Here is a 12268-nt window from a genome sequence, read left to right as displayed (position 1 = left end):
TACCTTTGTTCAAAATTTGATAATGAAAAAAATCAATATCGCCATAGATGGACTTTCAGGCTGTGGAAAAAGTAGTACCGCTAAGGCAGTTGCCAAAATACTACACTATAAGTTCATTGATACCGGAGCGATGTATCGCGCTGTTACTCTTTACTTTTTACAAGAACAGGTTAATCTAACTTCAGATAAAGAGGTGACGAACGCATTAGATGAAATTTCAATTGATTTTACGTTCAACAAAGAATCTCAGAAAAACGAAACCATTTTGAATAAACAAAATGTTGAAAATGAGATTCGTAAAATGTACGTATCGGAAAAGGTAAGTGCCGTTTCAGCTATAAAAGCAGTGCGTGTTGCCATGGTGGCACAGCAGCAAGAAATGGGTAAAGACAAAGGTGTAGTAATGGATGGGCGAGATATTGGTTCTGTTGTTTTTCCTGATGCTGAGTTGAAAGTATTCATGACGGCCTCTACGGAAGTAAGGGCAAAAAGGCGGCAAGAAGAATTAGCAGCAAAAGGTGAGCAAGTATCCTTGGATGAAATTATAGAAAACCTAGAATCGAGGGATCATCAAGACTCAACACGAAAAGAAAGTCCTTTATTAAAAGTCGCCGATGCGATAGAAATTGATACATCGAATCTGAGATTTGATGACCAAGTTCAAAAAGTGTTAGATTTGGCTGATCATCGGATAACTGAGGCAAAAATTCTATAAGAATGGAAGTGAAGATTGACGAAAATTCTGGGTATTGTTTTGGAGTGGAATTCGCTATTCAAATGGCAGAAGATGAAATGGTTGATAGCCAACTTTACTGTCTAGGCGATATTGTTCATAATAGCATGGAGGTAAAACGTCTCAATAAAAAAGGCCTCCAAATCATTGATAGAGAAGAATTAAAAAACCTTAAAGACGCCAAGGTATTGATTAGGGCTCATGGTGAACCACCTGAGACATATCAAATGGCACTTGAGAATAATATAGAATTAATTGACGCTTCTTGTCCTGTAGTATTAAAGCTTCAGAATAGGGTGAAGCTAGCCCACGATAAGATGAATCGGGTGGATGGCCAGATTGTTATTTATGGAAAACCAGGGCATGCTGAAGTAATTGGGCTCACTGGCCAGACAAACAATAAGGCTATAGTAGTAATGGAAGATGAGGACCTTGATATGATTGACTTTAGCAAGCCAGTTACACTGTTCTCACAGACTACTAAAAGCACTAAAGGATTTTATAGAATTCGAGATATGATGGAAGCAAGGGCTAAGGCAACCAATAGTTCAATAGAAGAACTTGACTTTACTGCCAATGATAGCATTTGTCGCCAGGTCTCTAATAGAGAGCCGCAATTACAAGTTTTTTCCCAATCAGTTGATGTTATTATTTTTGTCAGCGGAAAGAAAAGCTCTAATGGCAAGGCCCTTTATGGAGTATGTAAGCAGCAAAATGACAGAAGTTATTTTGTCGAGAACAAGGATGAAGTGAATTTGGATTGGTTTTCTGCAGACGATAAAGTTGGAATTTGCGGCGCTACTTCTACACCAATGTGGTTAATGAAAGAGGTCGCAGAACACATAGAAAATTCCTTTTCAGAAACCGTGTCGGTGCATTAATTTAAAACACCATTCATTCTCAAAACAATTTGGTTTAAATTTGCTTCTATAAAGGAAAGAATTAACCTTTTATTTGAGTGCAAAAGTATTATTTTTGCCTCGATTTTGATCAACCTTAGTGATTCGCAACTAAAAGAGTATGTCTAAAACTGTAAAGCTTAAAAAAGGCTTTGACATTAACCTTGCCGGAAAGGCAGAACAGACAATCGCCAATACCTCCCCTTCGGAAACGTTTGCTTTAAAACCGACCAATTTTATCGGTATGAAAAGACCTAAGCTATTTGTAGCTGTAGGTGACAACGTGAAGGCTGGTACACCTGTGCTTTATGACAAAATGCAGGAAGACGTTATGATCTGTTCACCAGTAAGTGGTGAGATTGTTGAAGTAAAAAGAGGAGCCAAGAGAAAATTGTTAGAGATTAAAATCTTGGCTGACAAAGAAATTGAATACGAAACATTCAAAACCTACAATATTTCAGATTTGCAAAGTCTTTCAAGAGAAGACGCGCAGTCTCAAATGTTGAAAGGTGGAGTTTGGCCGAATATTATTCAAAGACCATTTGGGGTAACTGCCAATGAGGCAGATACACCAAATTCAATTTTCATTTCTGCTTTCGATTCTCATCCATTAGCTGCCGACACAGCATTCACACTGAAAGGTGATGAAGAAGCTTTCAAAGCCGGTATTGCAATCCTTAAGAAATTCACTTCAGGAAAGGTTCATTTGAATCACGATGCAGATGGTGAAATTTCTACAGTATTTGCCAATATAGAAGGCGTAGAGAATAATAAATTTAGTGGACCACACCCGGCAGGAAATGTTGGCGTTCAGATTCATAACATCGACCCAATTGGAAAAGGTGGATTAGTTTGGACGGTTTCACCTTACGGCGTAGCGCAAATCGGTAAACTATTCCTGAAAGGGGTATATGATGCCTCTCGTTTAGTTGCAATTGCTGGTTCGGAAATCGAAAAACCAGCCTACCACAAAACTTACACAGGAGCTGCAATTAACAAGTTTGTTGATGGAAACCTAAAAAGTGACCACGTAAGATTCATTTCTGGTAATGTTTTGACTGGTGAGAAAATTGAAAAAGACAGCTACTTAGGGTTCTACGATAACTTGCTATCGGTAATTCCTGAAGGGGATCATTCAGATTTCTTAGGTTGGATTATGCCTAGGAAAGAGGTACTCAGTTTCCATAGAGCATGGGGATTATTCTCTTTCTTAAATGGAAAGAATAAAGAATACGTGCTCGATACTAATACCAATGGAGAGCCAAGAGCATTCGTGCAGACTGGAACTTTCGAGAAGGTAGTACCGATGGATATTTATCCAACTTATCTAATCAAGGCAATTATGGCCGAAGATTTTGATAACATGGAGGCCTTAGGGATTTACGAAGTAATTGAAGAAGATCTAGCGCTTTGTGAATATGTTGATGTATCCAAACACGACATTCAAGAAATTGTAAGAGAAGGACTGGAATTAGTTCAAAACGGTTAATTAGGATGAAGTTTCTACATAAAATATTAGAAAAACAGAGACCTATGTTTGAAAAAGGAGGGAAGCTTGAAAAGCTATACTACCTTTTTGAAGCAGGTGAAACGTTTATGTTCTCTCCAGCAAGCACAGCGGCTAAAAAGGGAGTTCAGATCAGAGATGCTATCGACTTGAAGCGAATGATGATGACAGTTGTCATTGCCATGGTGCCATGTTTAGTTTGGGGTATTTTCAATGTTGGATACCAACATAATATTGCCACAGGCCAAGCGACAACATTCTTTAGCATAGATAACTTATTATTTGGAGCAAGATGGGTACTACCTATAGTTCTTGTTTCGTATGCAGCTGGTGGATTGCTTGAAGCTTTATTTGCAGTAGTACGTAAGCACCCAATAAACGAGGGCTTCCTTGTTACTGGGATGTTGATTCCACTGATTGTACCACCTACCATTCCATTATGGCAAGTAGCGTTAGCTACTATTTTTGGTGTAGTAGTTGGTAAAGAAATTTTCGGTGGTACCGGGATGAATGTTTTGAACGTAGCCATGACGGCAAGAGCGTTCTTATACTTCGCCTATCCTTTACAGATCTCTGGCGAGGTTTGGACACAAATGGCAGGCGATACGGCAGTGAATGGTTTTTCTGGAGCAACTGCTCTTGCAGTAGCTAATAATGTATCAATAGCTGGTACTCAAACAGTGGTTGAAGGTTTAAATCAAGCCAACGCCATGTTATCAGCCCCTTTCTCCAGTGGAAGCTTCTTTAGCTTCGATAATATGTTGATAGGCGGAATACCTGGTTCTATTGGAGAAACTTCAACGCTAATGGCGCTAATTGGTGGATTAATTCTAATCGCCACCGGAGTAGGTAGCTGGAAGATAATTGTAAGCGTTTTTGCTGGTGCTTTTGCAATGGGTACAATATTTAACCTTGCTGGTGCCAATGAGTTTATGGCCTTGCCCGCACATTATCATTTGGTATTGGGTGGTTTAGCCTTTGGTGCTGTCTTTATGGCAACAGATCCTGTATCTGCTGCACAAACAGAGACAGGTAAATGGATTTATGGAGCCCTTATCGGGATGTTGACTGTACTTATTAGAGTTTTGAATCCGGCATATCCGGAAGGTATAATGCTCGCAGTACTTTTCATGAACGTATTCGCTCCTTTAATTGACTTTTATGTAGTTCAAGCAAACAAGAAAAGGAGGATGGCTCGTGCAACAGTCTAACAAATACATCATAATATTCTCTTTGGTACTGACAGCAGTACTAGGGGGCATGCTTTCAGGCGTATCGCAGGTTTTAGGACCTGCTCAGAAGAAAGCTCAAGATTTAGATACAAAAAAGCAGATTCTAGGTGCTATACCTTCAGAAAAAGAAGCATTAGCTGACATGGAACCTGAAGAGATTCTAGCAAGATATCAGGAAGTAATTAGCAGTTCAGTTGCTGACTTTCAGGGTAACTTGGTTGATAAAAATGAGAAAGGTGCTGATATGGTGGCCGAAGAAGTGAACATTGAAAAAAACTACAAGAAATCTGTAGAAGATAGAATGTTCCCTGTTTTTAAATACAGTTACAATGGTGAAGAGGCCTATATCTTGCCTGTTTACGGTGCTGGACTTTGGGATGCGATTTGGGGCTTTGTAGCTGTAAATCCTGACCTAAAAAGTGTAAGAGGAATAAGCTTTGACCATAAAGGAGAAACTCCTGGGCTTGGCGCTAGAATTACTAGCGATGAAATCCAAGCAAGATATCAAGGTAAAAGTCTATATGATGATAATGGTAATTATGTAGCCATTACCATGGTAAAAGGTGAAAAAACTCCAGAAGATAGATTAGGACCTAATAAGGTTGATGGTTTAGCTGGAGCAACACTTACAGCAAATGGAGTAAATGATATGCTATTGAACTATATCGGCTACTACCAGAAGTATTTTGACAAGCACGTTAGAGGCGGTGCTATGACCCTTAATAACCAATAGAGATATGAGTACTGAAACTGCAGAAGCACCGGTAGCTAAAGAGTCAGAAGCTTTACTATCGAAAAGAAGGAAAAAGTTTATAACCGATCCTTTGAATGATGATAACCCAATTACTGTACAAGTATTAGGGATATGTTCAGCACTTGCTGTGACTACGCAAATGAAGCCAACCATGGTAATGGCTTTATCGGTGATCTTTGTAATGATCTTTTCTAACCTGATCATTTCATTGCTAAGAAACGCCATTCCAGGTAGGGTAAGAATTATTGTTCAGTTAGCAATTGTTGCTACACTTGTAACATTGGTAAATGAAGTTTTAAAGGCATATGCTTTCGATATCTATAAGCAGTTATCTGTATTTATCGGACTGATTATTACTAACTGTATTGTAATGGGTAGACTTGAAGCATTTGCTTTAGGTAATAAGCCTTATGATTCAGTATTAGATGGTTTGGGTTCGGGACTAGGATATTCTTGGATTATCCTTGCCGTAGCATTCTTTAGAGAGCTATGGGGCTCGGGAAAAGTATTTGGTTACGACGTTATGGGCGCTATCGGTTTCGAAAGCTTCGCGGCTAACGGATTAATGGTGTCGCCAGTAGGTGCCTTCATTGTACTTGGATTCATTATCTGGGTGCAGCGGTCTAAAACAGGATATGTAGAACATTAAGGAGAGAAATCATGGATTTATTGAATTTAGGAATCAAATCAATTTTTATAGAGAACATGGTGTTTTCCTACTTCCTAGGAATGTGTTCTTTTCTTGCGGTATCTAAGAAAGTTTCAACTGCTTTTGGATTAGGATTAGCTGTAGTTTTCGTTTTAGGCATGACTGTGCCAATGAATTGGTTATTGAACGAGTTTGTATTAAACGAAGGAGCACTCTCTTGGCTAGGGGCTGACTTTGCAGAAATAGACTTATCATTCTTAAGGTTTATCATGTTTATTGCAATTATTGCGGCAATGGTTCAGCTTGTAGAAATGACTATCGAGAAATTCTCGCCATCACTATATGGATCGCTTGGTATCTTTTTGCCATTGATCGCTGTAAACTGTGCAATCCTTGGTTCGTCACTATTTATGGCACAACGAGATTATACTATCGGTGAGGCAACAGTATTTGGCTTTGGTTCAGGTACTGGTTTCTTCTTAGCGATTATTGCACTTGCGGCCATTAGAGAAAAATTAAGATATTCTAACGTGCCCGATGGTCTTAAAGGTCTTGGTATTACAATGTTTATAACCGGTTTAATGGGGATAGCATTTATGAGTTTTATGGGTATATCTATCTAACAAATACCAAAAGATTTTAAGCCCTGTTTCATCTGATGAGACAGGGCTTTTTTTATGCCCTGTGCAGTACGTATTACAGCTCGATGAATCCATGCAAGAGTTTAGACAAATGTCTTCAGTGGTATAAAGAAACTAAAGGTTAAATGATGGATAGAAGAGTTAAGTATCTGACAATTCCATTTTCGTGGTAAGGGTAAAGTTGTTATTACAACTTCATTGAAAATTATAGGGGCGTAAAAAAGCCGCAATAGAAATCTCTGTTGCGGCTTTTACTTTCTTATATTGGTTATGCCTTAACCAGCTCTCATAGCCTCTACAGGATCAAGTCTTGCTGCTTTAGCGGAAGGGATAATTCCAGATACTAACCCGATGGTACTTGATACTACGACACCTAGAATTACATTCTTGGAGGATAACGCTACATCTAATGGGATTGGAATAAACGTTAACAGGTAAACTATCAAAATCCCGGCTATACCTCCGAATAGACATAAGAAGATCGATTCGAATAGGAATTGGAATAATATGAAGTAATTTTTCGCGCCGAGCGACTTTTGAATACCTATAAGCTTTGTTCTTTCTTGCACCGAAACAAACATGATATTCATAATTCCGAATCCACCCACAAGAATAGCAAATCCACCAATTACCCATCCAGCAATGCCAAGAACATCGAAGATGCCGCCTAGCGCATCGGCTATTGCTTCTGGTCTGTTAAGGGCAAAGTTTGTCTCGTCTTTAGGTCGCAGGCCTCGAGCCTTCCGAATCATGCCTTCCATTTCATTCTGAAGTTCCACAAGTCCAATATCATCCTCAAAGCCTTTTACGGCAACGGAAGGGTTTATGCCAAATACTCTTCCGATATAGTAAAGCTTGGTGAACATTTTGTATGGAATAAAAACACGATCATCGCTACTTGGTGTTCCGATAAAGCTTTCGCCTTCCCGTTCCATTACACCAATAACACGCACTTTGAAGCCTTTTACTTTTATGTCCTGCCCAATGGCATCGCCACCGGGAAATAACTGCTTCGCTACTTCGTCTCCAATTACTGCGACTGTTCTACCGCCTTCTATTTCTTGTTGTGTAAAGTATCGTCCTCGATCAACGGCTACTTCATAAACATCTTTGTATTGGTAAGTAATTCCCCATAGGTCGGTGCCACTTAAGCTACTGCTTCCTTTCTTGATTGTTGTAGAAGATCGGCCAACAATAGTGACGGCAGCCGCACTCTTTAAATTGGCATTTAGAAATTCGTATTCCCCATAGTTATTGTTTGGTCTTCTAAAATACTTCCACCATGGGTAGTTAGGATCAGGGCCGGTTCCGAATGGGAATTTATCGACCGTCACGACATTTGAACCTAAGAAATCAAGGCTGTCTTTAACATTCTTCTCTAATGAATCGACCAAGGTGAATACCAGAGTGATCAGCATAATACCTATTGTTACTCCTAGGAGGGAGAGAGTTGTTCTTAAAAGGTTGGTAGTCAGTACCTGAATGGCAAATCTTACACTTTCACCTATTAATTTTAGAAATATTCCTAATCGCATAAGGGGAGCTCTTTATAGCAATGATATATATACAACGTAAAGGATGAAAAAATGTAAACACCTTCAAACGGAAAATGGTTGAAAAAACTTTTTAAGACATTAAAAGGGCGTTTATCCAGTTGAATGGGGACTCGTATTATTCAGCGACTTAAATAGCCATGAAGAATAAGATTTCCAAAGGATAACCTGTGAACCTCAAGCAATTATTCTTATCTTTGCGAGCTATTTTAAGCCAAAGGTTTAACACAGAATCCATATATGAAATTATCAGCATTCAAGCTTGAGCTTCCAGAAGACAGAATTGCCAAATATCCAGTAGAAAACAGGGATGAGTCCAAACTCATGGTTTTGCACAAGGATACAGGTGAAATCGAACATAAGATTTTCAAAGATATTGTAGACTATTTCGACGAAGGTGATGTAATGGTCAACAATGACACAAAGGTATTTCCTGCAAGACTTTATGGTCAGAAGGAAAAAACTGGTGCTCAAATCGAAGTATTCTTGTTAAGAGAATTAAATGCTGAAATGCACCTATGGGATGTATTGGTTGATCCGGCTAGAAAAATTAGAGTTGGTAATAAACTTTACTTCGGTGAAGGTGAATTAGTAGCTGAGGTTATTGATAACACTACTTCTAGAGGTAGAACAATCAGGTTCCTGTATGATGGAAGCGATGAGGAATTCTACAAGACTATTGATACGCTAGGAGAGACACCTTTACCAAGAACTATTCCTAGAGAAACTGAGCCAGAAGATAGAGAACGTTTCCAAACGATTTATGCTAAAAACGTAGGCGCAGTTGCTGCACCTGTTGCAGGATTGCACTTCACGCAACAAGTATTGAAGCGTCTTGAAATCAAAGGTGTAGATGTTTCTCCTATCACACTTCATATTGGTTTAGGTACCTTCAGACCAGTTGATGTTGAGGATTTGACAAAGCATAAAATGGATTCTGAGAACTACATTATCGAAGAACCAACGGCTGAGATTGTAAACAGAGCTTTAGATAATAAAAAGAGAGTTTGTTCTATAGGAACAACTTCTATGCGTGCCTTAGAGTCTTCAGTTTCAGCAAGCGATAGATTGAAAGCAAATGCGGCATGGACAGATAAGTTCATCTTCCCTCCATACGAATTCAAAATCTGTAATGCACTTTTAACGAACTTCCATTTGCCAGAATCAACACTGCTTATGCAAGCTGCTGCTTTTGGTGGTTATGATTTCATGATGGAAGCATACCAAGTGGCTATTAAAGAGAATTATAGATTCTATAGCTATGGTGATGCAATGCTGATCATCTAAAGATTAGATATTTAAAATAAAAAAGCCTCTCCGAGATATTCGGAGAGGCTTTTTTATGTGTAATGAATAGTCTATTTCTGTTCAGGAGAAACCATTTCATTAATAAGAACTGGTTTTCCAAAGCCTAGTTTCTCTAGTCTTCTCATTTGTGTTTTTGCATCGCCTACAACTAGCCAGAACATTTTATCCGGGTCGAGGTATTTGTCTGAGAGTGCCTGAATTTTCTCAACCGTCATGTTTTGAACGATAGCCTCACGATCCTTTACATAATCATCTTCCCAGCCAAATCTGCTAATGTTTTGAAGCATATTTAACTTAGAGCCGGCGGTTTCAAAAGCCCTTGCATTACTCTTAATCAAAAAGCTTTTTGTAGTTGCTAAATCTTGCTCAGAGTAGTTCTTTCCATAATCCGAAAGGATGTCTTTCACCAATTGTGCCGATTCATAGGTGACATTGGTTCTTACACCACTTGAAATGTTGAATGAACCCGCATCCTTACTACCAGAAAAACCAGAACGAATACCATATGTATAGCCTTTGCCTTCTCTTAACTGTTGGGTAAGCTGCGATGCAAAACCGCCACCACCTAGAATGTAATTCATCACAGTTGCGGGATAATAATCATTGTCAGTGGCAGCCATTGCTGGATAGCCAATCTGCAAAACTGATTGTTTTGCGTCTGGCACATCATAAAAGAATACCTGCGATTTATCTGGCGCTGATGGGGTATTATAAACAGGAATGTTCACTGCTTTCGTAGCCCAACCGCTTTCGATCGGCTTCAAAGAGCTCAAAACATCTGTTTGACTAATATCTCCGACAACGTGCATAGTCGCTATAGATGGAGAGATAAAGCGCTCATAGTACCCTTTTAAATCATCAATTGTAATGGAATTGACAGATGATTCTGAACCAAGAATGTTCTTAGACCTAATGTTGTCTTTTCCATAGATAAGAATGTTGTAAGCATTGTTGGCCACGGCATTCGGATTGGCTTCTTGTTGTTTGATACTACTAACAATACTCTGTTTCTTTAGGTTGAACTCTTTCTCATCCCACCTAGGCTCTAATAAAATCTCCTTGACCAACGCCATTGTTTTTTCATAGTTCCTTCTAAGTGTATTTCCAGTAACTGATATGCTTTCAGTACCAGCAAATACATTGATAGAAGCACCAAGTTGAGCGATAGCTTCTTCAAGTTCTTTAGGCGTTCTGTTTTTGGTGCCTTGAGTCATCAAATTAGCTGTAAGATTTGCTACACCCACTTTATTGAGATCATCAAGTAGAAGACCTCCTTTTATGGTTAAGTTAAATTGTACCAAAGGAACCTCATCGTTTTCAATACCAAGCACCTTCATGCCATTGTCTAAGTCGGCTTTCCATACTTGTGGAATGGCCACATTAGGCGAGTCACCATAAGGTGGCTCTTGTGTTCTATCAAAACTGGATGGTGTACGGTTATATTCAGCCTGAATTGAGGCATCAAATCGCTCTTCTGCACCTTGTACTATTTTCTCTTCAACCACATTAGCTTTCACAGAACCGCTCAATGCTTGGGCCGCTCTACCTCTTGGTACAAAGCTCGTAGCAATGAAGTTTTTGTCTTTAATGTATTTGTTATAAACGCGCGTAACATCATCAGCTGTTACGTTCAAAATGTTTTCTACATCTTCTTTTACAAAACCAGGGTTTTTTGCAAAGATGTTGTATTGTGCTAGTTGAAAGCCTTTTCCTAGCACACTGCTTAGGCCATTGTAGAATGCAGTTTCTTGACCTGCTTTAATTCTATCTAAATCTTTTTGAGGAATACCCTCCGTTTCAAACTTTGTAAATGCCGATCCTACAGCATCAGCCACATCATCTAAGTTTTTATCTGGAAATGCTCTCACTGACAATTGAAATTGTCCAGCTAGCTCAGAGGCACGATTACCCATTCTTACGCCAGAGGTGAGTTGCTCGTTTTCAACCAACACTTGATAGAATGGCGCCTGCTTTCCTCTGGCCAAATACTGACTTAATACATTTAAAGCATATGAATCTGGATGGTATAACTCGACCGTTGGCCAAACCATGGTCAGTTCGGGGAGTCTGGCAAAATTATCTTCATGATAAAGCTTGATGTTTTCATTCACTACGCCAGCACGTTTCGGTAAGTCCGAAATCTCTTGACCTTTAGGTATTTCATCAAAGTATTTAATAACCCACTCTTTGGCTTGCGCCGTTTCGAAATCACCTGCAATAACTAATGTGGTGTTATTAGGTACATACCACCTTCTGAAGAACTGTTTTACATCGTTTAGGGTGGCTGCTTGAAGATCATCCAAAGATCCAATCACTTGCCAGTTGTATGGGTGGTCTTCTGGGTAAAGCGCTTTGTCAATTACATATGAAGTGTGTCCATAAGGACGGTTATCATTACTTTGACGTTTCTCATTCTTTACTACTTGCTTTTCTTTAGCTAATACAGGGTCGGTGACTGTGTTAATGAACCAGCCTAGTTTGTCGGCTTCAGCCCAAATCATTTTCTCCAAGGCGTCTTTTGGTACCGTTTGGAAATAATTGGTTCTATCTCTGCTTGTAGATCCGTTGGCACCAGAACCACCAATTCTTGCACTCATTTTATCGAGACCACCTTTGCCCAAGTTTTCAGACTCTAAGAAGAGTAGGTGTTCAAAAAGGTGAGCAAAACCAGTTCTACCTTCAATTTCTCTGGCCGAACCTACATGGGCCGTAAGTGCTACCGCAACTACTGGGTCTGATTTATCTACATGAAGAATTACTTCCAGACCATTGTCGAGGGTGAACTTCTCGTAATCAACTTTAAACTCAGGTTGATCAGTTGGAGCAGTTGTTTGGCAAGACCATAACAAAGCGCAGCCAATAAAGGCGACGAATAGACTTAATTTAATTTTTTGCATTTGTAGGTTGTTTAAGAAACATTCGAGTATAGACAATTAATCCGTCGAGCACAATGACAGAATAATTCAGATTAAAAAATACTATGTGGTAATAG

10 protein-coding genes are annotated in these 12268 nt (G+C 39.2%); 8 read left to right on the top strand and 2 right to left on the bottom strand.

Annotated elements, in window-relative coordinates:
* The first annotated feature begins 22 nt into the window (after positions 1-22).
* The 7 genes from cmk (at position 23) to nqrE (ending at position 6397) form a co-directional block, all read left to right on the top strand.
* On the top strand, positions 23-715 hold the full coding sequence (gene cmk / locus JXQ92_RS10190; RefSeq protein WP_421986512.1) for a (d)CMP kinase: 693 nt from the start codon (positions 23-25) through the stop codon (positions 713-715).
* A gap of 2 nt (positions 716-717) precedes the next feature.
* Entirely contained in the window at positions 718-1614 is an 897-nt protein-coding gene (locus JXQ92_RS10185; RefSeq protein WP_421986511.1) for a 4-hydroxy-3-methylbut-2-enyl diphosphate reductase, read from the top strand.
* A 139-nt stretch (positions 1615-1753) separates the two neighbouring features.
* Positions 1754-3121 (top strand): Na(+)-translocating NADH-quinone reductase subunit A, encoded by a 1368-nt coding sequence (locus JXQ92_RS10180; protein WP_421986510.1) that lies wholly within the window; start codon positions 1754-1756, stop codon positions 3119-3121.
* 5 nt (positions 3122-3126) lie between these two features.
* A complete protein-coding gene (locus tag JXQ92_RS10175) occupies positions 3127-4350 on the top strand; it encodes an NADH:ubiquinone reductase (Na(+)-transporting) subunit B (RefSeq protein ID WP_421986509.1) in 1224 nt (407 codons plus the stop codon).
* Positions 4337-5104: an NADH:ubiquinone reductase (Na(+)-transporting) subunit C gene (nqrC, locus tag JXQ92_RS10170; protein WP_421986508.1), complete on the top strand. Its 768-nt coding sequence runs from the start codon at positions 4337-4339 to the stop codon at positions 5102-5104. Before JXQ92_RS10175 ends, nqrC begins: the two co-directional genes overlap by 14 nt.
* A 4-nt stretch (positions 5105-5108) precedes the next feature.
* On the top strand, positions 5109-5774 hold the full coding sequence (locus tag JXQ92_RS10165; RefSeq protein WP_421986507.1) for an NADH:ubiquinone reductase (Na(+)-transporting) subunit D: 666 nt from the start codon (positions 5109-5111) through the stop codon (positions 5772-5774).
* A gap of 8 nt (positions 5775-5782) precedes the next feature.
* Positions 5783-6397, top strand: coding sequence for an NADH:ubiquinone reductase (Na(+)-transporting) subunit E (nqrE, locus tag JXQ92_RS10160; protein WP_421986571.1), 615 nt, complete (start codon positions 5783-5785; stop codon positions 6395-6397).
* A 293-nt stretch (positions 6398-6690) separates the two neighbouring features.
* Here nqrE and JXQ92_RS10155 read toward each other — a convergent pair whose 3' ends face one another.
* Positions 6691-7950: an ABC transporter permease gene (locus JXQ92_RS10155; RefSeq protein ID WP_421986506.1), complete on the bottom strand. Its 1260-nt coding sequence runs from the start codon at positions 7948-7950 to the stop codon at positions 6691-6693.
* A gap of 258 nt (positions 7951-8208) precedes the next feature.
* Here JXQ92_RS10155 and queA point away from each other — a divergent pair, with 258 nt between their 5' ends.
* Positions 8209-9255, top strand: coding sequence for a tRNA preQ1(34) S-adenosylmethionine ribosyltransferase-isomerase QueA (gene queA, locus JXQ92_RS10150; RefSeq protein WP_421986505.1), 1047 nt, complete (start codon positions 8209-8211; stop codon positions 9253-9255).
* Between the two features lie 71 nt (positions 9256-9326).
* Here the strand turns inward: queA and JXQ92_RS10145 are convergent, their stop codons facing one another.
* Complete coding sequence (locus tag JXQ92_RS10145; RefSeq protein ID WP_421986504.1) at positions 9327-12173, bottom strand: M16 family metallopeptidase; 2847 nt, start codon at positions 12171-12173, stop codon at positions 9327-9329.
* Between the last annotated feature and the right edge of the window lie 95 nt (positions 12174-12268).

Source organism: Roseivirga sp. (genome assembly GCF_049099775.1).
Lineage (GTDB): Bacteria > Bacteroidota > Bacteroidia > Cytophagales > Cyclobacteriaceae > Roseivirga.
This window is presented reverse-complemented; position numbering and strand designations above follow the sequence as displayed.